We start from the raw sequence: 26,123 nt of genomic DNA, 5'->3' as shown, positions 1-26,123 counted from the left end.
GCAGTTGAATTACCTACAGAATTCATGATGTCTCATATCGAGCCAACACCCGAAACAGTCATCCAGACGCGCACCTACACTAATCCAGTCTACGAAGGTTATTTTGCCGACCCCTTTGTCTGGAAGTACCAAGGCGTATACTATGCGATTGGAACTGGTGCAGCTGAGGCTCAAGGAGAGGTAGACGAAACCGCCGACTCAACTAAAAAACAGCGTGTCTTTCCCCTTTTACGCTCTCTCGACTTTGTAAGTTGGCATTTTGTTGGTAACGCTCTGTTACGACCAGATCCTACCCTTGGTGATAATTTTTGGGCACCCGAAGTTGCTTACTGCGACGGCAAATTCTATCTCTACTACTCTGTAGGGCACGAGGACAAGAATCATCAGTTGCGTGTTGCTACCAGCGATACTCCATTAGGCCCTTATCAGGATGTTGGAGAACCGTTAGTAGATCCGAAGTCTTGTTCCTTTGCTATTGACCCGCACCCATTTCGCGATGATGATGGACAGTGGTATCTGTTCTACGCCCGCGATTTTTTAGACACTGAGGGCAGTGTGCGTGCTGGTACTGCGCTTTTCGTAGACCGACTTCAAGGTATGACAAAGCTTTCTGGGGTTGGCAAAGTCGTTTTGCGTGCGCGTTCGGATTGGCAGCGGTTTCTAGCCGACCGTTTGATGTACGGTGAAATTTTTGATTGGCATACTTTGGAAGGCCCCTGTGTTCGCAAACATGAAGGTCGGTACTACTGTTTTTATAGCGGCGGACGTTGGGAAAGTGAGAATTATGGTGTGGATTATGGAGTTGCCGATAGTGTGATGGGGCCTTACTCTGATGAGGGCAACGAAGCGGGGCCGCGCGTACTGCGATCAATTCCTGGTCGTGTTCTTGGGCCTGGACATAACTCAATCGTTATTGGCCCAGATGGTCAAACCGAGTATATCATCTACCATGCTTGGGGAATGACAATGGCTGCGCGGCAAATGTGTCTAGATAAGCTAATCTGGACACCAGATGGGCCACGTTGCGACGGCCCCACTTGGACACCACAAACTATCGCCAGCAAATAAATTTGATGAAGAATTATTTTTCTATATGCACGGGAGTAATTTTACTTGCTACTAAATCTCCCTTAGGGTTTAGCTTGACTTCTAAAATCATCCACTGTGTATCGGTATTTAGTTAAGCTACTTTCAAAGTTACCGAAGAAAATATTAGCTCTTTGTAAGTATATACTTACTGGTTTTGGAAGTGGTTGGTGCGATCGCTTGGCAGTCTTTGCTCAGGAAAATTTTTACCGGGAATAATATCCCCAACTGCTTGGATGGTGATGGAGTCTGTATAAGTTGGCTCTTTGATATATGGCAGTGAATTGGAATCTGGCAAATAGTAAGGTTCTGGTGCAGTATTGCTGGGTACGTCAGGTGTGTTTGTTGCTTGCGATCGCCCATAGCGAATCACAACTCCTATACCGATACCTACACAAAAACAAAAACCAATAAAAGCAAATGAGAGTAGCTTCCCCCCTAGTCGTGGATTTGCCATATTTCCATTCCTGACACCATCAAATATAATCTATCCCACAAAGCCGCGGGAAATGTAGCAATTATGGCATAGTCTGGGCATAACTGCTGAAGTAGTGTTAAAAATTTACTTGCACAACTACACTCTCAAATCACGCACTTCATCAGCTAGGGTGTAACATTTATTGTGCAAAAACTCGATCGCGATTGTGTGGAGCATCAAAATCAATCAATGGCCCTTTCGGAACAATGCGAGTGGGATTAACTTTAGGATGGCTACGATAATAATGTCTTTTAATGTGATCCAGGTTGCAAGTTTCCTTGACTCCTGGTTGTTGGTACAAGTCTTTGAGGTAATTCCACAAGTTGGGGTAATCTACTATACGGCGTAAGTTGCATTTGAAGTGTACATAATAAACACTATCGAAGCGGAATAGGGTAGTAAACATACACCAATCCGCTTCAGTAATTTGATTGCCACACAAATAGCGCTGCTTGCCCAATACTTTTTCCCAATCATCGAGAGCTGCAAATAATTCTGTTACTGCTTCATCATACGCCGATTGCTTAGTTGCAAACCCTGCTCGATACACACCGTTATTAATCGGTTGATAAATGGCATCTATTGTCTCATCAACAACTTTTTGCAACTTTTCTGGGTAAAAATCTATATCATGGGTGGCAATATGATTGAATTCAGTATCAAACATCCGCATAATTTCGCGGGATTCATTATTGACAATTGTACCAGTTTGTATATCCCATAAAACTGGGACAGTTACTCGTCCACTGTAGTTCGGATCGGCTTGCAAATAAATTTGCCAGAGATAATTTGCTCCATTTACTGGATCGGGGATAGATCCTGGTTCATCTGAGAATTCCCAACCGTTGTCGTGAATTTCTGGGGCAACTACCGATAGAGCGATCGCTTCTTGCAATCCTTTTAACTGGCGCAAAATCGCAGTACGACACGCCCAAGGGCAAGCCCAAGATATATATAGGTGATAGCGCCCCGGTTCAGCTTTAAACCCACTTGAACCATCAGCTGTAATCTTGTTGCGGAAAGTGGTTGAAGGGCGGATAAATTTACCTTCTGAGTCTTCTTGCTCCCGCTCGGATATCCACTTACCATCCTTGAGAATTCCCAAACCCATAATGAGCGTCCTTTTAATGTGGTAATGAGGGACAATTGCCCATTTAAATCATTAAGTTACATTTTGGTTGAGAAATCATCAATCTTAGGAGTAATTAGTGGATAGTGGATAATAGACTACCAACTACTAACTACTATACGGGCGGGTTTAAAAGATAAATTGTCGGTTTTAACCCAAAGTTAATCAACAAAACCCGCACGCCAGGTGCTACAAGTCGGCGGAGCCGACGGCAGTCGCTTTATGCCGGGAAACCCGTCCACCACGCTGCCTCCCCATCGCACTGGCTCCCCTACTAACTACTAACTACTAACTATTCTTCGTTGAGGATTTTTGGCACTTTGAAAAATTCGCCTTCTTGTTGTGGTGAACTTTGGAGAATAGCTTCGCGATCGGGGTAAGGTTGTAAATTGTCAGGGCGTGTTACGTTGCTGACATCTATTGCCCGTGTTGTCGGTGGCACATTGCTAACATCCAGTTCGCTCAACTGCTCAAAATAATCGAGAATGCTTCCCAATTGAGTGGTGAATTTTTCTTCTTCTTCTGGTGTCAACTCTAAACGAGCCAAATGAGCTACTTTACGTACTTGTTCACGGTCAATCATAGTTTATAAATGGCTAATAGTTAATGGCTAATAGTCAATAGCCACTAGTGAATAAACTAATGACTAATGACTAATGACTAAAAGAATACGTCTATTTGCATCCGCCCTGTAGTTTTCAGCCAGTTTTGGGCTTCGATGTAGTTATTGGGAGCCATGCGAATGGCTCTAATCCAATAATCAGCAGCTTTATCAAACAAAGCTTCGCCTCCGTCTTCGTCTCCTGCTTCCTTGGCTTTTTCTCCCATGTAGTGATAAATGACGGCGATGTTGTTCAAGGCTTGAGGTAAACGAGGATTAGATTCAAGTGCTTGATGATATAACTCTAAAGCCTGTTCATGCTCGCCATTACTAGCATGAATTAGACCCATATTGTAAAGAATAAAACTCCGATCTTGCGAATCTTCCTCTAGTTTTAAAGCTTCTCTGTAGTTGTCTAGAGCTTCAGCATATTCACCTTCTGACTGCGCTGACATCCCATCTCGGTAATAAGCAAAGGCTTCTTTTGCTTTTTGATTCGTTGGCAGGAGCTTCAAGATTAGATCCGCCATGACTGTAAAAGATTTATCGATAAAGTTATCGTTTTTCTGAGTTCTTGGCATAGGTGCCTCTCTATAGATGTTCGGCTAATGACTAAAAGTGCTGTTGGATTAGTGCTTTATGGCTCAATAGCTAATTTAACTGATTTGCAGGAGCATTCTCCGTGTTAAGCCCAATGATACATTCCGAACTGTTGTGCTTGGGATTGTTAACCAAGGTGCTAACGGGGTAGCCAATCATTTCCTCGGATCGGTAGGGCTGTAATAGCTGCTGTAATGCTTCTAGTTCTTGTACTTGGCAATTTAGCCACATATCGTAATCCTGCTCGGTAAGAATGACTGGCATACGCTCGTGGAGCGGTTGCAGTAAATCGTTGGCTTGTGTTGTCAAAATTGTACAGGATTTAATCTGTTGCTTTTGGGGAGATTCCCACTCTTCCCATAATCCAGCAAAGCCAAAGGGTTGTCCATTTCGGAGGCGAAAATAGTATGGCTGTTTTTTACCATCTTGCTTTTGCCATTCATAAAAGCCATCTGCCACCACCAAACAACGTCGGCGCTTGAAAGCAGAGCGAAAAGCAGGTTTTTCTGCTACGGTTTCTGCTCTGGCGTTAATTAGTTTAGCTCCCATACTTGAATCTTTTGCCCATGAAGGAATCAATCCCCAACGCGATCGCTCAAATTCACGCTTGTGACTCTGGGAGTTATATATAACTGTCCACACCATTTGCGTAGGTGCAATGTTATATTGCGGCTCTATGTCTGGAACGTGTTCAATCTGGAAAGCTTGGGCTAAAACCTCTGGAATAACGCTTAAAGTAAATCTTCCACACATGATTTTTATACTCTACCAATTGCGATATTAAACTTATCAATGCTAAAAATAATACTTTCATCAATTTACTTTTTAGAGATTTTATTAGTGCAGTTAAAAACAGCATTTCTAAAATTTTTCTTCTCTTTATTTGTTTTTTTGTAAATCTATTGTATGTTAATTCATTATGTTTAATTTCAACCTTAACCTCAAAATTTATAGGCATGGAAACGCTGCGTTTGTACGATTTTTTACCTTCAGGTAATGGCTACAAGATACGTCTTTTATTATCGCAAATTGGTATGCCATTTGAGAGGGTAGAGGTTAATATCTTAAAAGGCGAGTCTAGAACGCCTGAATTTTTAAGCAAAAATCCAGCTGGAAAAATTCCGTTGTTAGAAATTGAACCAGGTAAATACTTGGCAGAATCCAATGCCATCTTAATTTATCTAAGTGAAGGGACAGAATTTTTACCTTATGACCGCTTGTTACGAGCACAAGTGCTGCAGTGGTTATTCTTTGAACAGAACAGCCATGAGCCTTTTATTGCTACATCCAGATTCTTGATCAGTATACTAGGTAAAGGCGATCAATATAAAGAAGCAATAGAGCAAAAACATAAATCTGGTTATGCAGCACTTAGCTTGATGGAAAGCTATTTGCAGACTCATAATTTTTTTGTTGGAGAACGTTATACAATCGCAGACATTGCCTTATTTGCGTATACTCATGTAGCGGATGAAGGCGGGTTTGATTTGACACAATTTCCTGCTATTCAAGCTTGGATTGAAAGAGTAAAAGCACAACCGGAATATATTAGCATTACTGAAGAATCTAAGTATTGTATTTAACACATATAAATATAAAAAACTCGTTTCCTGATTATGTAAGGAAACGAGTTTTTGTTGAAGTAGGAGATAGTAATTAATATATACTCTAGGTTCTAGCGGAGAATTTGATTAAGTGGTCAAAGACAATTAACCATTAGTCATTAACCATTAACTCCTAGAGATTTTGGCTAATGAATCTTTTAGAGTTACAATATTTATGGATTAATTTCAATTAACTTTTGCCGGGAATTAAAACCAGATTTAATTATGATGCTATTTTTTGGCACATTAAATTTCTCTGCCAAAACTTTAATTAACTCTTGATTAGCCTTACCATCTATAGGGGGAGATTTTAGATGTACAGTCAAACTGCCGTCGGCTTCCTCCTCGATTTTTTGAATTCTGGAATTTGGCTTAACTTTGACTTTTTTGTGCATAACTTCTTTGTGTAAAATACAGCGGCTCCGTAATCATTAAACCAGTGATTGGCTGGGCCATTGTAGTACCTGAAGAAAAAGCCCATCGTGACAACGATGAGCAGGGAGAGGAGAATATAAATACATTTTGTGTTTTCTTTAACACCAGCATGGTAATAGAAAAGAGATGAGGTAGTAGGTACAAGATGGCATATAAACTACCCAGACTACAAGGAGAGGAAGACGCGGAGACATTGAAATGCGGTGAACCAGCACCTTGGGTTGAACCGCTTTGCGGCGTTCGCAAAGCATATCCGCTGGCGAAGCCTTCCCTGAAGGGGTAGAACTTAGACTTGGGGCGACTGGTGTAGACGCCCAGAGGGCGTCTTCTCGTAGAGTACCCGGAGGGTGACGCAAAGAAAGAGGATAGGGGGACAAGGGGAAGGATCGCGACTCACGTCTTCTCTCCTTGCCTCCTTGTCTCCGTGTCCCCTTGTCTTTAAGGACTATCTGGTCTACCGTTGCCAATGACAGAAATTTTATGCCTATAAACCAATTCGCCACCATACCATCCAGATACACCGAGAAGCGAGGCTACGATAACTGAGAGTACAAGTCCCCAAGGTAGGATGGGCATAACTGGATTATCCCAGCGCAATACCAAGTTAATAATTGTCAGCACTAGGGCACTTACGTTTAAAATTAAGTGTGCCCAGCCAGCAGTGCGTTTGCGAACTCTTCCTATTCTCAAAAAGTCGAGAATACCAGTTAGAGCTGCTGCGATACCGCCTACCAAGCCGCCGAGTATAAGCCAATAAGAGGCTCGTGCCCAGAAAGTGTCATCAGTTAACCAGAAGGCAACATCGCTTAACAGCGCTCCAACAAGGAATGCTATTGGGAATTGAACAAGAATGGGGTGGATAGGATGCCCTGCGATCGCAACAGTACTAGGTACACCAGTATCACGAAATTCTCTATCATCACTTTCTAAAAAAGCAGGAATATTGGGATAAGGTGTAGTATTTCTTTCTTGAGTTTCCATAATTTCTCTAGACTCCGAGTAATAAAGGACTTCAAAAATTTATCCGTAAATTGGTGTCACTAATTGCACCAAAGTAAACAAATCTGTACATTATGCCGTAGGGATTTGCTCAACATAAGCTTCGGCTTGCAGTATGAGTTTGCCTACTTCCACCTCTAAATTTTTAACCCGTAAAGTCATGCCTTCTAAATCGAAGTTTCTCAAATCCAAAATTTCGCTGGTAGCATCTACCAAAGCTTTTGTCAGTTCTGGAGATGTTTCCTGATTTTCACCATATTCGACATTTTCTAAAGTCACTGTTTGCCCACTGTCATTAACACGCGGTACTGCTGAAAATGCGACTTTTTGCGTTTCTTGGCTTTCTTGTAAAAGTAAGGTAGCGTCCAATGCTACTTTATCTTCTCCAGGTAGGCGAAATTCTACATTTTGAGGGACAAATGTTGTTAATTTGCCATTAACATGAATTTTCTGAGTTTGCAGTTGAGAACGGACATACTCGGAGTTGAAAGCACGGTTGATATCTGCTTCGGTTAAAACTACCCGTGCCTTACCTTGGGTAGGTTTGGTTAGTTCAATTTTGCCAAAAGCTGCACTGAGAGGATTGATAGCAACACTATCAATATCCATATCTAGTTCTTCCATGCGCAGATCCTGCTGCATTACCAAACCTTCACCTTCAATAGAAACTGCCTCTACCTGCCCCTGAACTAGATTTAAAGGTTCAGCTTGGATATTTACATCTAAATTTTCTACTTCATCTAATTGGCTAGATAAGCCTACTCTGCGGCTTTATTTAGCGCCTGCTCTCCTAGCCCAGGATTTTCTGACATTATGATCGGATCTCCTCTCTTTAAATATCCTGAAGCCAATCTAGAAAAGCAAAAATAAAAATTTATCTACCCGACGGTGGAGTGTCGTTTTAGCAGTTATCTATCTAAAAGTATAAATGCGATTCGCTTGTAAAAATTATCCTGAAAATTGAAATTTTTATATCCTTGGTTTCGGGGTTATCGCTCAAAAGAAAGATGGAGTGCTCTGAAACAATATGTCAACCTTGAAAGTGTTGAAAATACAAACAATTAAAGTTTGTTAGAGGAGAACTAAAGATGGTAACAACTTTAGACGATACTAAACGTACTGCTATTGCCAAAAAGTTGGCAGATATGAAAGAAATTCAAAAGTTGATTATCAACAATGAGCAACAATTTTTGAAAGAGATTTCTGATAACGAAATTCGCAATCGCATCCAGAAAATGCTCGATGATGACAATAAAAATATGGGCATTCTGGAAACTGTGAATGTGCAGTACGGTATTCAAGCCGAGCCTGACAAAACCATTTCTGAGATGGTTAAAAAAGTTCAGCAATTGATGCAAGGCTCTGAATTAAACACATACGAAAAAGTATTTCAGCATGAATTGCTGAAGCACCAACAAGTAATGTCCGGCTTAACAGTTCATAAGGCGGCTCAAAAAGTCGGTGCTGACGTCATGATGGCGATCGGGCCTTTAAATACTGTTAACTTTGAAAACCGTGCTCACCAAGAGCAACTCAAAGGTATTTTAGAGGTTTTGGGTGTTCGTGAATTAACAGGACAAGAAGCAGATCAAGGTATCTGGGGACGTGTGCAAGATGCAATGGCAGCATTGAGCGGTGTATTCGGTAGTGCTGTTACCCAAACCTCTGATAAAAGTGATATGAATGTCCAGGATGTTATCCGCCTGGATCACAACAAGGTAAATACCCTGTTCACCGAGCTGTTGGCAAGCAACGATCCACAAAAGATCCAAGAATACTTCGGTCAAATTTATAAGGATCTAACTGCTCACGCTGAAGCTGAAGAAGAAGTCGTATACCCAAGAGTACGTCCTTTCTACGGTGAAGGTGACACTCAAGAATTGTATGACGAGCAAGCTGAAATGAAGCGGATGTTAGAGGAAATTAAGGCTAACGATCCCTCTTCATCTCAATTCAAAGATAAAGTTAGACAGCTAATGGATGCTGTAGGCGATCATATTCGTCAAGAAGAAAGCACAATGTTCGCTGCTATTCGCAATAACTTAAGCAGTGATCAAAGCGAACAACTAGCTACTCAATTCAAAGCTGCCAAACAGAAAATTCAAGAGAGACTGGGTAAACAGGGTGCAGCGTCTAAGTAATAGAGCTTTGTTTTCCTCATCGGAAAGCAATCACAGCTAGAAAAGGAAAAAGGTAAAAATACTTTGCTTTTTTCCTCATTTACTGAATCTTAATATCCGAATGTGATTTTAGTGCTGAATGCCACTTGCTGGGTTTGTATTGTAACTCCCGACACACAGTGTTGGGAGTTTTTGTATCATCACTTATTATCTGTACCTACGCTGTCACGGGTTTAGTGTAAAAGTTAAATCTGTGCCCATATTCAAAGCGATCGTCCTCAACTGTATATTCTGTAGCTGCAAAAGGAGGGAAGATATAAGGTTGAAACCTTTTTAAATTCTCACACTCTTCAATCACAGGAAAAGGTTTATACTCAGGCTTATCATTCCAACCAAACACTAAAACTCCACCGGGACGCAAACATTGAAAACACTGCCAAAATGATTCTTCTGTATCCTCTTTCGTATTGATTCCAAATCCAAATACTCCATTGTAAAAGATTAAATCAAAATAATTATCTTCAACATGATGGCTGAGATTTTGGAGTGGGTCTATAATATGATGCTTTCTTGAACCATATTTAGCTTTACCAGGATCAATTTCTATTGTCCAGTACTCTTTATTTTTAAAGTATTTTTCGTATGGTTTTGTGAACCATTCACAGCCTACAAAAAGAATTTTATTGAACTCACTATGAGCAACAAAGTAAGGAATGATGTTATCTTCAAGTACCAACCGATCCGGATGGTTTAAATGAAACTCTAATCCGCGCAACTTTCGAGTTGCCATCTCATGTAGAAGACTTTGTATTTGCCAAACAATGCGTTCTGGAAGAATTCCTTTCACTACATCTTTTAATTTGGTTGTTGCACTCATGCTCACATCCTCCATCATTTAAAAGTCTTGGATATGAAAAACCTTTTGTTTATTTTTTCAGTGTAGTTCTAGTAGTCTATGTTATAGAAATTACTGGTAAAATTCATCTTACTTTACCTAATTTAACTCATGGTTAAAAACCCGCTAGAAGAGGAAAAACTGTGCTTTTCCCTCTTAAATGACGAGTCAACAAAGAATAAATTTTAGATTAAAATTTTACAGACTAAAGTTTAGTTTGCCTGCCAATATTTGTAAGCTGTGTATGCCATAGTCACAACACCAGTGATGATAGCAGATTCATCAACTTCAAATTGAGGATGATGTAATGGGTAGTTAATGACTCTATCTGTGAAACCTACACCCAGGCGGAACATAGAACCGGGAGCTTTTTCTAAATAAACGGAAAAATCTTCAGCACCAAGGGAAGGCTCTGGTAAGACTTGCACGCGATCGCTTCCCCAAGCTTCTTCTGCTCCTGATTGCAACAATTGGGTAAGAAAGTAATCATTTTGAACGCTGGGTACACCCTGGCGATAATTCACTTGGTATTTGGCACCGTAGGAATTGCAGACGCTAGCAACAATTTTTTCAATCCAATTTGGTAAATTAGCACGAGTTTCGGGATGGAGCGATCGCACGGTTCCCAACAACTGCACTCGATCGGCAATCACATTTGGCGCTCTGCCTCCACTAATCTGCCCTATACTCAACACTACAGGACGTAAAGGGTTCTGTGTCCGGCTAATTGCTTGTTGGAGTGTAGTGATGACTTGCGCAGCAATCCAAATTGCATCAATTGCCTCATGGGGACGAGCACCATGTCCCGATTCTCCCAAGATAATAATTTCTAGATCGTCAGCTGCGGCTGTCAGTGCGCCGTAACGCACGCCAATTGAACCAGCAGGGATAGAGGGGAAAACATGAATACCCAATACTCCACTCACTCCCTCCATTGCTCCATCAGTTACCATCCAGTTGGCACCTTGAGCAATTTCCTCTGCTGGCTGAAATAAAAATCGTATTTTCCCAGGCAACTCCTCTGCAAGTTGAGATAGTACCATTGCGGTTCCCAAGCCCACTGTGGTATGAACATCATGACCGCAAGCGTGCATCAAACCTTGGACACGAGAAGCAAACTCCAAACCAGTGCGCTCTTGAATTGGTAGAGCATCCATATCAGTACGAATTGCCAAAATGCGATCGTCTTTACCAGTACCTTGCAATTCTCCAATCACACCAGTTTTACCTACTCCCTCCCGTACATGAAGAGCGTTAGAAGATAACACACCAGCTACGAAGGCAGCTGTTTGGTACTCCTGCCCGCTGAGTTCTGGGTGAGAGTGGATATGACGGCGAATTTCTATTAAGCGGGGAGCGAGTGTTATTGCTAAATCTTTAATACGGTTAAGCATTTTTCAATTCAATGACGCACTTTGTTTAATGATAAAGAAATGTTAAGGAATAGATCGCTCTTAATCCACTACAGCAGAGCGTAAGCTGTTCTACATTTAAGCGGTATAGCATGAGCGGGCTGAACAGCCTACCCCACAAGAGTTTAGGCTGATTACAACATCAAGCCTAAATGTTTTTCAGCTTACTGAACTCTGTGATTTGAGAAGACTCAGTTAAGCAGTGAACACTCAAAGGTAAATTACGTTTGGATAGCATAATCAGACTCGTTAGAAAATTAGTCAGTATAAATTATTATTAAAGAAAAAGTAAAAATAATGTAAATTATAATTTGCAGGCTAGGCAAAATTACACAAAGCTTTTATGATAAAAAGATTAAAAAATTATAAATAAATTCCATTTCCTCAAAGTAAAATCTTGCCAAAATTAGTCCATACAAAAGATAATTTAGGATTACTTAGATTTAGAATCATAAAGTATGAAGTCGCAATAAAGAAACTGTAAAAGTACCTTATACATCAATATTTTAGCTAGTCAAAATTAGTAGTAGTTCTTAAAATAGAGTCATCGAGAACGAATTATACCGAAACTATATAGACAGCTAATTATGATATCCCCCAAGTCGGTGAACCAGCGACGAGGGGGATATTGATTGGCATATTGATTTATTTACGCCAGCCCAATAAACGCAAACCAGGGACAATTAGGTAGTAACTCACTCCCAGCCAGAAACTAATAAAAATACCAATAAAGCCAAAAAAGGCAATCTTTAGCCACAACTCTTGCCAATTATCAGTAGGGCGAAACAAGTCGAACAAACTTGATGAAATCCCCAAACTCATCAAAAGTGCAAATGGAATAGCAGTACCAAAGGCGGCAATAACAGCGTGAACTATTTGATGGCTACGAAGACCTAATCCCAAAGTGAACAGGGAAACGGCAGCCAAAATTAATCCTACCAAACCCTCACCACTATCTTTGGGTGTGAATAATTGCAAAATAAACCAACCGAAGCTATAGCTAATTATGCCCATTAGTGATGCAACTAAAAGCCGCCGTCTTTGCCCGTAACCTCCCGCTACTGTCAATCCCCATGCAGTTCCGAAACCAGCACCTGCAAATACCAGAATTTCTGAACCCAATACAGGTTGATTATTCGCCAGTAACACAGTTAGTTGCTTAGACAAAAGTTCGCCAACTTCTGCTCCCCATGTTGTCCTATATGCTAAGAAATAGCCAGTAATTGTACCTATGCCAGCACCAATACAAGTTACAAGCATTGACCAAATCGTATCTAGACAGGCTCGGATTACCTGGACGATCGCCTGAAATATAAAAACTATAATTTTTCTTACTGTATTAGTAGAATTATTAACTGCTCGTTGAAGAGTTTTTTCGAGCTTTAAGAAAAATGTTGAAATCGGAGCTGGTGCAGTTGTGCGTACAGAAGGAGTAAATTGGCGGCTAGGGTGCCCAACATTGCTGGATAATGCACCAGAAATTTGTGCCAAGCGTCTTTGCACAATAGCCGTATTTGCTGGACGCGATCGCGCATCCTCCTTTACCATTTCATCCAGCAAGTCTGCAAACAGCGGATGAACATTGGCTTGCCTGCGCCAACTAAATTCTCCTGTGAGCGGATCTTCTAAATCTGCCGGATGTTTGCCCGTCAATAATTCAATCATTGTCCGGCCGAGGGCATAAAAATCAGCCGCAGGTCCAATATTAATACCAGCAATTTGTTCTGGTGGACTGTAGCCAGAAGAAAACAATTTTGTAGATCGGGCTTCCGAACCAAGATTTGCCCTTTCAAATTGTTTTGCCCCACCAAAATCGATTAATACTAACTGTTCCCCTGCCACCGACGCCGAATGACGCAGCATTAAGTTAGAAGGTTTGATGTCACGATGAATGATATTGCGCTGGTGTAAGTGCTGTAAGATGTCTGTGGCTTGGGTTAACCAATCAAATACCAGTTCTTGGGGACATCCTTGAGGATAATAGGTTTGTAAGATGTTTTCCAGCGTCTGCCCGTTAATTTTTTCCATTACCAAACAAGGCAGATTTAGCTGTCTTTGAGAATCAGACCAATAGCGTTGAAAATAACCATCAGGATCTATTTTGGGAACACCTGGATGTCGCAAACAGCTTAAAACCGCTGCTTCTTGGGCAAATAATTCTAACGCCTTAGGTGAATCTTCTACCAACACCTTTAGCACCTTTTCTGTTTGCGTTTTTTGATCCCATACAGTATAAATTTGGGCAAAACCTCCCGATCCTAAACGCGCCGTAGGCACATAGCGATCTATCAGCTCTAAGGGCGCACCACAGCTGTTGCAAAACTTGTTTCCCCAAGGTTGGGGATAGGGACGTAGACAGTTTGGATTTATGCAGTGAACCGCGCTCTTGTTAGACACAACCGCTAATACACAAATGAGGATCGGGGATTGGAAATTGGGGATTGGTTAGTAGTTAGTAGTTAGTAGGGGCGGGTTTAGAAGATAAATCATCAGTTTTAGCCGAAAGATAATTACCCAAACCCGCCCGTACAGTAGTTAGTAGTTGGTAGGTAGAGTTGGTTATTAACCACTATCCACTATCCACTATCCACTAACTAACAACTAAATCCATCCCAAATAGTGGGAAAAGTGTATTCTGAGAAACTGGGAAAATTGCTGCTATTATTGCCGCTGGTTTCTTCATCTAGGACTTTCACGACTTTATTATAAATTTCTTCTGCTTGTTGGGGGGAGTCGCCAATGCTGGTTAATCCCAACTTGCCAAATTGAGAAAGACAACCCATCAAGTGGAATACTGTGCCTGTTTCAGTGCCAGTGTCAAAGTGCAATCGATGTTGGGCAATAATGTCCATTAAGTCGTTGGGTAAAAGCCCTTGATAGCGTTCTTTGTGCAGGTTGTCGGTAGCAATGTAATATTTGGGACGCCCTTGTTGAGAGTAAAATAAGCCAGTGGAAAGGTCATAGCGCCCGTTAGTTAATAACTTTAGGGTCATAAAGGGATGGGTGGTGCCGCCTTTGCGCAGATTAATTTCTATTGCCTGAAAATCCCACTCTCCATTACCCCGATCAACGGCAATAAAATCTACGCCAAATCTTTCTAGTGCGCCTTTTTCCGCCAGCTTTCTGCCAACTTTCAACCCTAATTGTTGTAATTGTATCCGATAAGCTTTGTCAGCAGGAAAACGACAGCCAAGATAAATTTGTCCGTCTGGCCCTCCGAGAATTTGGTCGTGGGTGGAGAGGATTTCTACTTCTCCTAAGGGTGTGATCCGTCCTTGCACGCTGGGCGATCGCTTAATTTCTCCTTCCACAAATGCTTCAACAATTGCTCCTAATTCGGTAATTCGTTCTGAAAAGTTCTCCCAAGTTTCTTGTTTGGCTTGAAAACGTAGCTTGGGGAAACAATCGCTAATTGCTGCTACCCTTTGGGCATGAGAACTATTACCATCAGGTGCAAACTCGGCAATTGGTCTTAAATCCAACAGTGCGTTTCCTTCTCCCGAAATGCCTTCATTGAGCTTTACCACCATCCTTTTTAAGGTTGGTTGGCGTTCCCATAACTCGGCAGCTGCTTGTGCTAAATCCTCTGCACTCCAAACTCTCTGGCTACCATCTGGATGCGGTACCCCACTTTCTGCAAAGATTTCTCTACTGCCACTTTTAGTTCCCCAAATTTGCAATTTTGGATCGGCAGCGTACAGGGGTACACCTAATTTTAAAGATAATTCTGATTCTAAAGATGTTGTATTATAGCATATCATAAATGATTTGTCTAATCTTAAGGCTTGACGAATACGATTGAGCAAGCGGGGGCGTTCTAAAATTTTTTGGCTCAAAGGTTTGAGAGATGAATCATAAGTGGAAAGGAGCAGCAGGCGATTGCGAGCATGAGAAAAGGGAATTCCAGGCAACAGTTGTAAATAATAATCGATGATGCTGGGATGAAGTGGTACAGAAGTGACATAAATCAGCCTATTGCGTGGGTTCCACAAACGGATCAAGGAAAATAACAAGCGCTCTTCATAGTGTTCGTATCCTTCAACCTTTCTGAGTTCTCGCTGGTCGATGCTCAGGGAAGGAACGACTAAAATATCGACATCGCTATTTGTAGAGCCTTCAATATTTTGCCAGCGATCGCGCAAAGTTGACTGAAGAAGTCGAAATGGGTCAGTTTCTTTCCCGTCAGAAATGTTCACAATTTGCATCACACTACCCCTGCTTTGCTCTTGAAGTAAATTTTATTAATCTTAGATATATCTCAATAAATAATTAGATGCTGACGATATGCAATACTTCTTTGACTTAATATTTTGCAAATTTTTAATTACTACTCCACATTAAGAAATATGCCATATTGTCTATACTTAAATACTATGTCTTTAAAATTACTTTTTATTTACACGATTTAATCATAACACTCATAGTTTTAAAGTTATTTTTATTGCTAAGTTAATACTGAGTAGAACAAATATTTAATGAATTAAATTACTACTTAAGATTGACATAACTTGTGTTTAATTACAACTTTGGAGTGATAAATTACAACAAAATTGGAGTTAATTTGTAAAAAGATGGAAAGGAGAAATCCTTCATCGCGGTAGAGTTGTGTTGTAATGTTCCCTTGTCATATAAATAACGTGCTTAGGTGTGGGGAGCACTTCTGTTAGGGAGTACTTTTGCTTTGAAAGCAATTGGTACACACAACCCTATATTTGGGGCTAAAAATCTAACTCAAAAACGGCAGTCGGGTGCGAACGCAAAATCTAAACCTTGGATTGAATTTTCGATCCAAGGTTTAGTTGTGAAAGTGTAATTGGTTAGTAGTTAGTAGGAGCGGGTTTATGAAGATAAATCGTCGGTTTGAACCTTCATATAATCAACAAAACCCGCCCGTACAGTAGTTAGTAGTTTATTACCTATTATCCACTACCCACTACCCACTAACCACCAAGTCGGGCGGGTTTAAAAGATAAATTGTCTGTTTCAACCCAAAGATAGTCAGTAAAACCCGCCCCTACGAACCACTAACTAATAACTACTTTGTCAATTTATCAGGAATGATATATGCCAGAAGAACAAACTCTACAACCTCCACAGCAACAAGCACAGCAACCGGGTATTGAATCAGAAATGACGCCAAAACCCAAAGCTGAAGATTCACAGTATCAGGGAAGTGGCAAGTTAAAAAATAAAGTAGCATTGATTACTGGTGGAGATAGTGGTATTGGTCGTGCTGTGGCGATCGCTTTTGCTAAAGAAGGGGCGGATGTAGCGATCGCATACCTAAATGAACACGATGATGCTAAAGAAACTAAACATTTAGTGGAAGCACAAGGGCGACGTGCGGTAACTGTAGCCGGTGATATTGGCGATGAAACCTTTTGTCAGCAGCTAGTGCAACAAACAGTCGATGAGTTTGGTAAACTCGACATTCTTGTTAATAATGCTGCCGAACAACATCCCCAAAAAAGTATCGAAGATATTAGTAAAGACCAACTAGAGCGAACTTTTCGTACTAATATTTTCTCAATGTTTTTCTTGACAAAAGCAGCAATCAAGCACCTCAAAGAAGGTAGCGCTATCATTAACACCACCTCAGTCACAGCTTATAAAGGTAGCCCACAATTGCTTGACTACTCTTCCACAAAAGGAGCGATCGTTGCCTTTACTCGTTCCTTATCAGAAAGTTTAGTAGAAAAGGGGATTCGCGTTAATGCTGTAGCTCCTGGGCCAATTTGGACTCCTTTAATACCCGCTACTTTTCCAGAAGATAAAGTTGCAAATTTCGGCAAACAAGTGCCAATGCAACGAGCAGGACAACCAGAAGAAATTGCACCCAGTTATGTATTTTTAGCATCAGATGATGCTTCTTATATGTCCGGACAAGTATTACATCCGAATGGTGGTGTAGTAGTTAACGGTTAGAAGCCAAGATAGGGGATTAGGTATTAGGGATAGGTGACTGGGTACTGGGTATCGGGGATTGGGTAGAGACGCTTCGGTTCTTCGCGTCTGTACAATTACCCCCTTATCTCCTTGTCCCCTGTCCCCAAAAATCTACCCTAATAGCTGATTTCCTTCTGCTTTTTACCCTTCATTAGAGGGATGAGCATATATTGAATGCCTGATAATCTATTCAGAGAAAACCTAAAGAATTATAAATGCGGATATGTCATCTCAAACACCATTACAGGGTAGAGAACTAGTAGATTGTGCAAGAGCAAATGCCAAGCAGGGAATCGAAACTGCTGCTCACCAATGTGGTTATGGTGATGATTTGAATACCTTTGCACGAGAACTGCGTAAAGCTTGTGAGCAAATGAATTTACAAGTAAAAGAACTCAGCGAATTGATTACCGACCAGGACATGATCTTAAATTTGGGTACTGGTGAAATCATTGCTCCAGATACGGCCTCAGAGTTGTAAAAACTAAAAATCACTCAACTATATTACTTTCTTAACATCTTGGCTAAAACGTTGCCTGCGATCGCTTGGGCATCACTATTTAAAACCGAGGGGCGTAATTTTGGTACATTGTAATCATCTAGTCCCCAACTCCATTGCATCGAGCCAGTAGAAAACACTGTTGCACCAGATTCTGTAGTATAAACTGTCATATCTGCATATCGAATACCACGTCCGTAACGATAGGGCGAATGAGCAACGCGAATTGTATTTACAGGGGCATTACCAAACATCCGATCAACTTCGTAGCCTAAAAGCCCTACTAAGCGTATTTCCTTTTTAGACTCTCTTTGAGCATCTCTTTGTTCTAATGGCGTATTCGCAAGTAACCAGTCTGGTGCTGTTTGATTGATAACTATGTCGGCGTTTACCTGAAATGTCTCATACATCACTCCAATTAAAGCATCTTCTGGAAAATTTACAGGCTTTCTTCGCCAAAGGGTTGTAATCAGATAATCGTTGGTTGGATCTTTGTCTCTAGCATAGGGATCTAGAGCAACATTTTCTTTGTAAGCCACAATTGTGCGGTTGCTATCTCTTGTAATCCGGCTTGGTTCAAAGCGAATTTGCCAGTAACAAGTATTAGCAGAAAAAAAGCCCAGACTAACACCAGCATCTCTAGCTGCTTCAACATTTTGCCGCATCTGCCACGACCAATACTCATCATGCCCTACAGACAAAAAGGCTTTGTGCAGTAACAGCATCGGTTTGCCAGTGTATAGATCTAAATGATTTTCGTGGGTATCAATGTTGGTGCTGTAGGTGACATCGTAGCCCTCTCGTTCCAGCCATCGCAACATATTGTATTCCCACCCTGCACTATAAGTTCTTCGTTTTGGTTGAAAATTAGTGAGAAACTCCCCAGCACCTACTCCATAGGCGGCAGCGCGATTAGGGCTGATGGCATAAGGACGATTGAAAGAAACTTTAGATGCTTGTTTGCCACGACTGTTCCAGCGATAAAGAGACATTCCACCCCAATTGTTATATGCCTGATAAGTCGTGACGCTCGATTGAAAGAGGATGTCAGAAGGGCGGTTGTCATCGCGGACAACAAAAATAATATAACTTTGCTTGCCACTAATGCTGGCAGTAAGTTTTGCTAAATAAATACCACTTGCCCAAATTGTAGGATCGGTTTGGGAAGCAGGAATTTTTAATACATATGGATCTAGCCAATTACATTCTATTAATCCAGTTGCTTTGTCTACAATTGGTGGTGGTTGTCTGATTGCTTTACGTGCGATCGCGGGTGCCATTTGCCGTCCTCCAGCACCGCCATACCAACCCATACGGTAAATTTCAATGGTGTAACTTGGCTCTTTTGTGTTGACAAAAAACTTTATTTTTTCACCGCGATTAATACTGGTGAGCGAAGCATAACCTTCTATTTCTCTTCGAGTGGCAGGATTGGTTAGCTGCCAATTGGTTGTACCGGGTTTAATATTTTCAACGACTATAGGATTACTTTGATTAATTTTAGGTATTTTGATATCTACTGCTTGGTTAATATTAGCGAAATTAACCAGAGTTAAAATCAGAATTAATAGTGCTGGCAATAGCACTTTTATGATAATGCTGATTAAATTTTTAAATAACATTGAACTAAATTCTGTTGCGAACTTATATCCTTAATATTGCTCGTGCTAGATTGAAGTAAATTAAAACACCTACGACATCTACTGCTGTAGTAATAAAAGGCGCTGACATTAATGCCGGATCTAAACGCAGCAAGCGGAACAAAAATGGTAGGGCAGAACCAGAAACAGAAGCTAAAACAGAAATAGCCACGAGACTGCTGCCAACTGCGAATGCTACTTCTAAATTCTTTTGTAGAAAGAAAGCCCACACAGTTGCGATGAAGCCTAACATTACTCCTAACAAAGCACCAGCCACAGCCTCCCTGGCAATTACGTGTAACGGGCCACCGAGAGCGCGAATTTCTTCAGTATTCATGCCACGAATTACCACCGTGGAAGATTGAGCGCCAACATTACCACCCGTACCGACTAGCAGAGGGATAAACGCCGCCAACACCACCACTTTTTCTAAAATATCCTCTTGTGACTTAATAATTGTTCCTGTCACAGTATTGGTTACAAGTAAGACAAGTAACCAGACAACCCGCTTGCGGGCAACTGTAAATAAATCTGACTCAAAATAGCTGTCACCACCAGATTGCACACCACCACCTACAGCATAAATATCCTCAGTGGTTTCCTCTTGGATGATGTCAATTACATCATCAACTGTAACAATTCCCACTAAACGTTGTTCTCGATCTACTACAGGCACAGCCAGAAAATCGTATCTTTGGATCAATCTAGCTACTGTTTCTTGGTCTGTATCCGTGTGAACAAACACTACATCACGGGTCATGATATCGCCAATTGTTTGTTCCGGTTGAGATGTTACCAATTCACGCAACGATACAATTCCGGTTAAGCGCCTAGCTGTATCTGTAACGTAGAGATAGTAAATCATTTCACTGGCGTTAGCCACGCGGCGAATTCGCTCCAGAGTTTCAGCTACCGTAAAATTTTCTTTTAAAGAAATTAACTCCGGCGTCATGATTCTTCCGGCAGTGCCAGCTTCGTAACCTAAAAGTTGGGCTGTGGCTGTTCGCTCGGCTGGGCTGAGTTGTTCTAAGAGACGATTGACGACTTTGGCTGGTAATTCATCAAATAACCTAGCGCGATCGTCTGGTGACATTTGATCGACAATATCGCGAACTTCCTGACTTCTAAGTTCTTCAATCAGTCGTTCTTGAATGCTGTAGTCAAGATATTCATAAACTTCGATCGCCTCATCCTTAGAAAGCAAGCGAAAAGCGATAGCGTGCATTGCCTCTGGCAAACCTTCTATTGCTTCGGCAATATCCACAGGTTGTACGGGCACCAAAATGGCTTTTGCTCCCCGTAAATCCCCGGCTTCCAGCAAACTTTGCAGTTGCGCTCGTACTAAATCTCGCAACTCTCTGCGTGAAAAATCTTGGAGGGTCGAGGTTGTATTGTTTGGCGTTTGCATAACATACTAACTAGGATGATGCGAAAGTTGATAATTTGCCCAATAATTTTGGGGTAAAAGCAATTTTGTATTATTGCTGATCAGGGAATGAAGTTTAATAAGGTTACTGCCCTTAGTCTAAAGGAAAGCAGGGTTGTGAGAGGATAGGCATATTCTTTTTCTTAAGGCTAGTACTAGCATTTAGTATCAAATTTTTCTCTTTTTTAGATTCATGTAGATTCAACTTGAATATTTTCAGGTTTGACAACTAGCGTCAATCCCTATGTCTGAGCTACGCATAAATATTTCTGTAAATTTTAAGTTATATATTCAGATTGAAGAAGTCTATTGACTCGTCAACGAGGTTCTGATACTCAGCAATCAAGCTCCAATACTCGTCAACGAGGTTCTGATACTCATTAATCAAGCTCCAATACTCGTCAACGAGGTTCTGATACTCATTAATCAAGCTCCAATACTCTTTAACGAAGTTCTGATACTCGTTAATCAAGCTCAAATACTCTTTAACGAAGTTCTGATACTCGTTAATCAAGCTCAAATACTCTTTAACGAAGTTCTGATACTGATTTATCAAGCTTCAATCGTAAGGTGGGCACTGTCCACAACGTAAAAATACGGGTTTGAGGAACTTAGGCAGTGCCCACCCTACAAAAACTAATAGCGATCGCTACGTATAAATTTATCTGCAAAAAGACAGCCTACACAGTAGCTACAACAGGCAGTGGCTGTGACAATTATTTATAGTGGATGAGGATAAATATATGTTAAACAAGTTAGACTCCCACTCTTCTTTACCAACAATCCAGGAAATCGCTACGAATTTTCGCCTAGCAGGTTGGATTAACTTTGGTGTGCAGCTAGGACTGCTGGTAGTTTCAGGATTAATTGTATTGTTTGCGATCGCCGATCCCAATTTCAACCTCAAGGCTCAAGATGCCATGTCTGGACTGGGTTTATTTTGTGGAGTAGGTGGACTTTTGGTACTTGGATTAAGCGTTTATTGGGATTGGAACTATACTCGTATTGGCAAAGATTTACAGAACCCAAATCCGGCATTACACCCCAAAAAAGCAGATGTGATTAGTCTTCTTTGGCGGGGATTGGCTTTAAATGCTGCTGGTATGATATTGACTTTATTTGGTGTTGAGGTAATTGTTGGGACTCTTGTCGCAAAATCACTTACTCAAGTGGAAGGATTAGCTATTTATAACGCCAGTCAGTTGATTGAACCACTCGATATGTTTGTGGTGCAGGCGAATATTAATACAATCGTGGCTCAATTTGTGGGGATTATATCCTCGGCTTGGCTAATTAGTCGTATTAGCTATCATCATCATTAAGTTAGCTATTCTCCATCTGTTCAACGCACATCAGGGCGGAAACTGCCTGTTTGCTCTGATGAAACACAAGGTACTGTGAGGGAAAATGCAACAAAATCAAGCGATCGCTGAACCATCATTAACCCATGCACAGTCTAATTGCCAAACTCTCGAAGTTTTCCAAGCTCACAATGTCGCACCCCAAGAGCTTGTAGTTGATTCACTTCCCAGTCATCTCATTGTTATTCATACAACTCCCCAACCAGTCGAAGTTATAGAGCGAGCTGATAGCCTGCGATTTAAAGGGCTAGCTCAAGCAGGTAGTATTAACATTAACTCAGCAGGCAGCATGGCTTCTTGCCAATGGAGCGAAGCAATTTCATTTATTCGACTTGATGTAGCGCCTAAATTAATTGAACAAGTTGCACAGCAGGCAGACACCAACTCTCGTAGCTCCTATGAACTAATTAATACTGCTCATACTCACGATGCCAAAATTCTGCAAATCAGTCAGTGGCTTTTAGACGAGCAAAACAATGGTAGTGCTGGTGGTAAGCTTTACGTTGACTCGCTGCTCAATGTGTTGAGCGTTCACTTGTTGAGAAACTATAGTACCCAATTTCGTGAAGCGCGATCGCCTAGTAGCCTAACTCATCAACAAATTGCTCGTGTGATCGATTATATGCACTCCCACCTCGGCCAAGATATTTCACTAGAGGTGTTGGCTCAAACAGTGAATCTCAGTCCATCCCATCTGCGTCGGCTGTTTAAGCAGGCAACAGGTATGGCTCCCCATCAATACTTAATCGGGCAAAGGAACTGCTGCTCACTCGTGGCTTTTCGGTAAATGAAGTTGCGGCTGAAGTTGGTTTTGCCAATCAAAGTCACCTGCATCGTCATTTTAAGCGGATTTTTGGAGTGACACCAAAGGCAGTTCTTGCAAAGTAGGGGATCGGGGATTGGGAATAAGAGGACATGGGGACACCCAGAAGGAGTGAGGGTATGAAAGAGGGAAGGTACGAGGGTATTTACTCTTATTCCCACGCTCCCACGCTCCCTCGCTCCCTCACTCTCCCCCTCCCCTTGTCCTCTTCCTAGTCTCTAGTCCCTAGCCTCTAACCCCTAGTTAAAGAGTCATTTTGTACAAAAAGTTGCTCAGATCGTTCAAGGCTATAACAGCTACTTCAATTTATGCTTGTGAATGTAAACTATTGAGGAGCAACAATCATGTCTCTCGATACATATTACACATTAGGACGTTCTGGACTAAAAGTTAGTCGGCTAGCATTAGGTGCAATGACTTTTGGGACTGAATGGGGTTGGGGAGCCGATGAGGAAACGGCGCGGCAATTATTCAACACTTATATTGATGCAGGTGGAAATTTCATTGACACCGCAGACTTGTATACAAACGGGACAAGCGAGTTGTGGATTGGAAAATTTGTGGCAGAGCGGGGATTGCGCGATCGCGTTGTGATTACGACCAAATTTAGCTACAATGCCGAACCAGGAAACCCAAATGCAGGCGGTAACGGACGCAAGAATATTCTGCGGGCTGTGGAAGGTTCCCTAAAACGGCTAGGAACCGATTACATAGATCTATACATTCTGCACACATGGGATAAAATTACACCCGCCGAAGAGGTGATGCGAACACTTGATGATTTGGTGCGAGCGGGCAAAGTACGTCATGTAGGGTTGAGCGACACGCCAGCTTGGTATGCAGCACGGGCACAAACGCTTGCCGAGTGGCATGGTTATGAGCCACTAAGTACTCTGCAACTGGAGTATTCTCTGGTTGAGCGAAACATTGAACGTGAGTTTATTCCGCTAGGGCTGGAACTTGGCATGGGTGTAATGGTGTGGAGTCCTCTGGCAAGCGGTTTACTGAGCGGCAAATATAAGCCGAGTGAGGGTGCATTCACTGGAGAGGGGCGGCTGGATACCCTCAAAGATAGCCAAAATCCAGCATTTCAAAAATTCACGGAGCGGAACTGGAAAATTGTTGCAGAATTGGAAAATGTGGCGAAAGAATTAAATCGCAGTATGGCTCAGGTTGCTGTGAACTGGACAGCAAACCAACCGGGTATTGCTTCAGTAATTGTGGGAGCGACGAAGCGATCGCAACTGGAGGACAATGTTAAAGCATTAGATTTTGAAATTCCTGCTGAATTGAGCGATCGCCTTGAGGCAATTAGTCGTCTTGAGCCTCAATTTCCCTATAGTTTCTTCGAGCCAGAGATTCAAGGCATGATTCATGGTGGTAAGCCAGTCGGTTTGAAGCCAAAGGGATATTACCCTGATGTAATTATTCGAGCGGCTGGTGCAGGAGTGTCTTAAATCGGAATAATTTAAAGTAAGGCGGCTCTGCTGGGCCGTCGTAGCCACATAGACTTAAACGGGGGGAATTTACAAGGGGAATTGGTTCACCGTAATTATCATCTCGCTGCAAAAAGCATCTTGAACTCGGAGATGATAAAGTGTTTCGCGAGCGTTTTCTTCTGTTCAGCTTTGCGATCGCCTCTTGGCGTTGCGGACAAGTAGCAAGGTGTTTAGTGATTCCACCCTTAGCCATTTCTTTACTACAGTAAGCACAAGTTCCTTTTGACTGCTTTCTTGAAGACAAAAGCGCTCTCCTTCCAAACTATAATCTTGGCTAAATTTGTAATCATCTTGCTTATTGAATACAAGATTATCTATACGATAATTGATGAAATACACTATTCAATGGTCATGAATTTATTGTAGGGAATTATACTGGTAATTGCATTCATATTTCTTAGTGTGAATGCTTCGCTAATGCAGCTTTTATATTCGGTATTTTGTCAAATACTTCCACTCCAGTGCAGCTTTAAGGGTAGTCGTACTGAATATAGGATGTTATCTAGAAAAAATCGGCTTTTTATCCTGTTATGGAGAGATATACAGAAAATTTCCGTATAATAACTAGTTAGACCTCTAGCAGCAAAATAGTTTTTTAAATCGTAGTTTTTATGGCTTTTAGTGAAAAGACAAAACTGCTTGCAAAACAGAAGTCAGCATTTAGATGCTGTCTCTGCCATAAGCCTTTTGTCGAGATACACCACATAGTTCCTCAAGCAGAGGGTGGAGCAGACGAACTAGATAATGCTGCACCTTTATGTTCTTCTTGCCATGATCTGTATGGAGGCAATCCAGAAAAGAGGAAGACAATTCGACAGATGAGGGATTACTGGTGGGATGTAATCGAAAAAAGACGCAAGAATCTCACAGAATCGCTCGACCTAGACAAATTCTGTGAAATCTCAACAGATGAAAACTGGGAGGGTGTACTTCACTCAAAAGGAATTGCGCTCTATCATGTAGTGTTTGAAGAAGAGGGTTTTGAGGATAGCATTGAACATATTTATAGATTGGTCAAAAGTGCTCAGGATAATCATCCTAATCAGAAAAGATTTCTCTTTCTCGATATAGATGGTCACAGAAATGAGAATGGTGGGTTTGATCACGATATGTATGAGCTTCAACGGCACTTTCTGTTGGGTTTTCTAGCTCCATACCTCACTGAAATTCATATGCCTTTAGGAGTCGTCAAAAATAAGAAGGTGCAGAACAATGACCTTTCAGATGGAATAGAGATTATTGAAAATTTAGATCAAAAATCTATTAATGAGGCAATCGATAAGGGTGTATCTAGTATTTGGGTCGCAGATAAAGACAAATTGATGACATTTGAATAATCTTAGTTGGAAGAGGTCTAGCAATCCCGTTGCACACCGACCGAAAGGGGCGACCAGTGGGGGAGGGAGGGTAATCGGCGGCGGGTGAACGGGAACGTTGTGCCGCAAAAATATTGGTTGAGTCAGTGGTTTGGGGTTTGTCTGTATGTATGCAGGATATTAGTGAGCAATGCATCTGAGATTCCGAAATTCGAGAATCTGTCAGTGTAGTTCAAAGCTGCTCATCATCTCGC

Annotated in this window: 24 protein-coding genes and 2 pseudogenes; 11 read left to right on the top strand and 15 right to left on the bottom strand. The window is 41.5% G+C overall.

What is annotated here, in order from left to right; translation table 11 throughout:
- The first annotated feature begins 24 nt into the window (after window positions 1-24).
- A complete protein-coding gene (locus tag UYC_RS0110270; RefSeq protein WP_235083024.1) occupies window positions 25-1,068 on the top strand; it encodes a glycoside hydrolase family 43 protein in 1,044 nt (347 codons plus the stop codon).
- An 86-nt stretch (window positions 1,069-1,154) separates the two neighbouring features.
- Here UYC_RS0110270 and UYC_RS0110265 read toward each other — a convergent pair.
- The 5 genes and pseudogenes from UYC_RS0110265 to UYC_RS0110245 form a co-directional block, all read right to left on the bottom strand.
- Window positions 1,155-1,543: pseudogene (locus tag UYC_RS0110265) on the bottom strand (CapA family protein); the annotation flags it as partial.
- Window positions 1,544-1,703: 160 nt separating this feature from the next.
- Window positions 1,704-2,675 carry a glutathione S-transferase family protein gene (locus tag UYC_RS0110260; RefSeq protein ID WP_016877025.1) on the bottom strand — a complete coding sequence of 324 codons (972 nt, stop codon included), beginning with the start codon at window positions 2,673-2,675 and terminating at the stop codon, window positions 1,704-1,706.
- Window positions 2,676-2,985: 310 nt separating this feature from the next.
- The gene (gene gatC, locus UYC_RS0110255) at window positions 2,986-3,276 is read right to left on the bottom strand and encodes an Asp-tRNA(Asn)/Glu-tRNA(Gln) amidotransferase subunit GatC (RefSeq protein WP_016877026.1); all 291 of its coding nucleotides are present in this window, start codon (window positions 3,274-3,276) and stop codon (window positions 2,986-2,988) included.
- Window positions 3,277-3,353: 77 nt separating this feature from the next.
- Window positions 3,354-3,875: a photosystem I assembly protein Ycf3 gene (locus UYC_RS0110250; protein ID WP_016877027.1), complete on the bottom strand. Its 522-nt coding sequence runs from the start codon at window positions 3,873-3,875 to the stop codon at window positions 3,354-3,356.
- A gap of 70 nt (window positions 3,876-3,945) precedes the next feature.
- A complete protein-coding gene (locus UYC_RS0110245) occupies window positions 3,946-4,647 on the bottom strand; it encodes an SOS response-associated peptidase (RefSeq protein WP_016877028.1) in 702 nt (233 codons plus the stop codon).
- A gap of 203 nt (window positions 4,648-4,850) precedes the next feature.
- Here UYC_RS0110245 and UYC_RS0110240 point away from each other — a divergent pair, with 203 nt between their 5' ends.
- A complete protein-coding gene (locus UYC_RS0110240; RefSeq protein ID WP_016877029.1) occupies window positions 4,851-5,477 on the top strand; it encodes a glutathione S-transferase family protein in 627 nt (208 codons plus the stop codon).
- 194 nt (window positions 5,478-5,671) lie between these two features.
- Here the strand turns inward: UYC_RS0110240 and UYC_RS0110235 are convergent, their stop codons facing one another.
- A complete protein-coding gene (locus UYC_RS0110235) occupies window positions 5,672-5,893 on the bottom strand; it encodes a DUF167 domain-containing protein (RefSeq protein ID WP_016877030.1) in 222 nt (73 codons plus the stop codon).
- Between the two features lie 185 nt (window positions 5,894-6,078).
- On the opposite strand from UYC_RS0110235, the gene UYC_RS38865 reads away from it, so the two are divergent.
- Window positions 6,079-6,216, top strand: coding sequence for a hypothetical protein (locus tag UYC_RS38865; RefSeq protein WP_016877031.1), 138 nt, complete (start codon window positions 6,079-6,081; stop codon window positions 6,214-6,216).
- Window positions 6,217-6,371: 155 nt separating this feature from the next.
- Here the strand turns inward: UYC_RS38865 and UYC_RS0110225 are convergent, their stop codons facing one another.
- Both UYC_RS0110225 and UYC_RS35480 read right to left on the bottom strand, forming a co-directional pair.
- Complete coding sequence (locus tag UYC_RS0110225) at window positions 6,372-6,914, bottom strand: DUF2231 domain-containing protein (RefSeq protein ID WP_016877032.1); 543 nt, start codon at window positions 6,912-6,914, stop codon at window positions 6,372-6,374.
- Window positions 6,915-7,004: 90 nt separating this feature from the next.
- Window positions 7,005-7,744, bottom strand: a pseudogene (locus UYC_RS35480) (LmeA family phospholipid-binding protein).
- 276 nt (window positions 7,745-8,020) lie between these two features.
- On the opposite strand from UYC_RS35480, the gene UYC_RS0110215 reads away from it, so the two are divergent.
- Window positions 8,021-9,073 (top strand): hemerythrin domain-containing protein, encoded by a 1,053-nt coding sequence (locus tag UYC_RS0110215; protein ID WP_016877034.1) that lies wholly within the window; start codon window positions 8,021-8,023, stop codon window positions 9,071-9,073.
- Between the two features lie 196 nt (window positions 9,074-9,269).
- Here UYC_RS0110215 and UYC_RS0110210 read toward each other — a convergent pair whose 3' ends face one another.
- The 4 genes from UYC_RS0110210 to UYC_RS0110195 all read right to left on the bottom strand — a co-directional run bounded on the left by UYC_RS0110210 (window position 9,270) and on the right by UYC_RS0110195 (window position 15,564).
- Window positions 9,270-9,929 carry a methyltransferase domain-containing protein gene (locus tag UYC_RS0110210; protein WP_016877035.1) on the bottom strand — a complete coding sequence of 220 codons (660 nt, stop codon included), beginning with the start codon at window positions 9,927-9,929 and terminating at the stop codon, window positions 9,270-9,272.
- Between the two features lie 230 nt (window positions 9,930-10,159).
- Complete coding sequence (locus UYC_RS0110205; protein ID WP_016877036.1) at window positions 10,160-11,341, bottom strand: M20 family metallopeptidase; 1,182 nt, start codon at window positions 11,339-11,341, stop codon at window positions 10,160-10,162.
- 663 nt (window positions 11,342-12,004) lie between these two features.
- Window positions 12,005-13,756: a serine/threonine-protein kinase gene (locus tag UYC_RS0110200; RefSeq protein ID WP_016877037.1), complete on the bottom strand. Its 1,752-nt coding sequence runs from the start codon at window positions 13,754-13,756 to the stop codon at window positions 12,005-12,007.
- A 197-nt stretch (window positions 13,757-13,953) separates the two neighbouring features.
- Window positions 13,954-15,564, bottom strand: a complete 1,611-nt coding sequence (locus tag UYC_RS0110195; protein ID WP_016877038.1) for a peptide ligase PGM1-related protein — start codon at window positions 15,562-15,564, stop codon at window positions 13,954-13,956.
- Window positions 15,565-16,423: 859 nt separating this feature from the next.
- Between UYC_RS0110195 and UYC_RS0110185 the strand changes: the two genes are divergently transcribed.
- Together UYC_RS0110185 and UYC_RS0110180 are read left to right on the top strand one after the other, a co-directional pair.
- The gene (locus tag UYC_RS0110185; RefSeq protein WP_016877040.1) at window positions 16,424-17,284 is read left to right on the top strand and encodes an SDR family oxidoreductase; all 861 of its coding nucleotides are present in this window, start codon (window positions 16,424-16,426) and stop codon (window positions 17,282-17,284) included.
- 244 nt (window positions 17,285-17,528) lie between these two features.
- Window positions 17,529-17,786: a hypothetical protein gene (locus UYC_RS0110180; protein WP_016877041.1), complete on the top strand. Its 258-nt coding sequence runs from the start codon at window positions 17,529-17,531 to the stop codon at window positions 17,784-17,786.
- Window positions 17,787-17,809: 23 nt separating this feature from the next.
- On the opposite strand, the gene UYC_RS0110175 is transcribed toward UYC_RS0110180, so the two are convergent.
- The gene (locus UYC_RS0110175) at window positions 17,810-19,426 is read right to left on the bottom strand and encodes a N,N-dimethylformamidase beta subunit family domain-containing protein (RefSeq protein ID WP_016877042.1); all 1,617 of its coding nucleotides are present in this window, start codon (window positions 19,424-19,426) and stop codon (window positions 17,810-17,812) included.
- Window positions 19,427-19,448: 22 nt separating this feature from the next.
- Window positions 19,449-20,852 carry a magnesium transporter gene (mgtE, locus tag UYC_RS0110170; RefSeq protein ID WP_016877043.1) on the bottom strand — a complete coding sequence of 468 codons (1,404 nt, stop codon included), beginning with the start codon at window positions 20,850-20,852 and terminating at the stop codon, window positions 19,449-19,451.
- A gap of 761 nt (window positions 20,853-21,613) precedes the next feature.
- Between mgtE and UYC_RS0110160 the strand changes: the two genes are divergently transcribed.
- The 4 genes from UYC_RS0110160 (at window position 21,614) to UYC_RS0110150 (ending at window position 24,511) form a co-directional block, all read left to right on the top strand.
- Window positions 21,614-22,192 carry a DUF3611 family protein gene (locus tag UYC_RS0110160; protein WP_016877045.1) on the top strand — a complete coding sequence of 193 codons (579 nt, stop codon included), beginning with the start codon at window positions 21,614-21,616 and terminating at the stop codon, window positions 22,190-22,192.
- Window positions 22,193-22,277: 85 nt separating this feature from the next.
- Window positions 22,278-23,018: an AraC family transcriptional regulator gene (locus UYC_RS37130; protein WP_016877046.1), complete on the top strand. Its 741-nt coding sequence runs from the start codon at window positions 22,278-22,280 to the stop codon at window positions 23,016-23,018.
- Entirely contained in the window at window positions 22,970-23,119 is a 150-nt protein-coding gene (locus UYC_RS40325) for a helix-turn-helix domain-containing protein (RefSeq protein ID WP_081588159.1), read from the top strand. Before UYC_RS37130 ends, UYC_RS40325 begins: the two co-directional genes overlap by 49 nt.
- Window positions 23,120-23,398: 279 nt before the next feature.
- Window positions 23,399-24,511, top strand: coding sequence for an aldo/keto reductase (locus tag UYC_RS0110150; protein ID WP_016877047.1), 1,113 nt, complete (start codon window positions 23,399-23,401; stop codon window positions 24,509-24,511).
- Here the strand turns inward: UYC_RS0110150 and UYC_RS37725 are convergent.
- Window positions 24,480-24,797, bottom strand: coding sequence for a hypothetical protein (locus UYC_RS37725; protein ID WP_127011414.1), 318 nt, complete (start codon window positions 24,795-24,797; stop codon window positions 24,480-24,482). The two genes, UYC_RS0110150 and UYC_RS37725, sit on opposite strands and share 32 nt — an antisense overlap.
- Before the next feature lie 367 nt (window positions 24,798-25,164).
- Between UYC_RS37725 and UYC_RS0110145 the strand changes: the two genes are divergently transcribed.
- The gene (locus UYC_RS0110145; RefSeq protein WP_016877048.1) at window positions 25,165-25,890 is read left to right on the top strand and encodes an HNH endonuclease; all 726 of its coding nucleotides are present in this window, start codon (window positions 25,165-25,167) and stop codon (window positions 25,888-25,890) included.
- Window positions 25,891-26,123: the final 233 nt, after the last annotated feature.

Source organism: Chlorogloeopsis fritschii PCC 6912 (assembly GCF_000317285.1).
Classification (GTDB): domain Bacteria; phylum Cyanobacteriota; class Cyanobacteriia; order Cyanobacteriales; family Nostocaceae; genus Chlorogloeopsis; species Chlorogloeopsis fritschii.
This window is presented reverse-complemented; position numbering and strand designations above follow the sequence as displayed.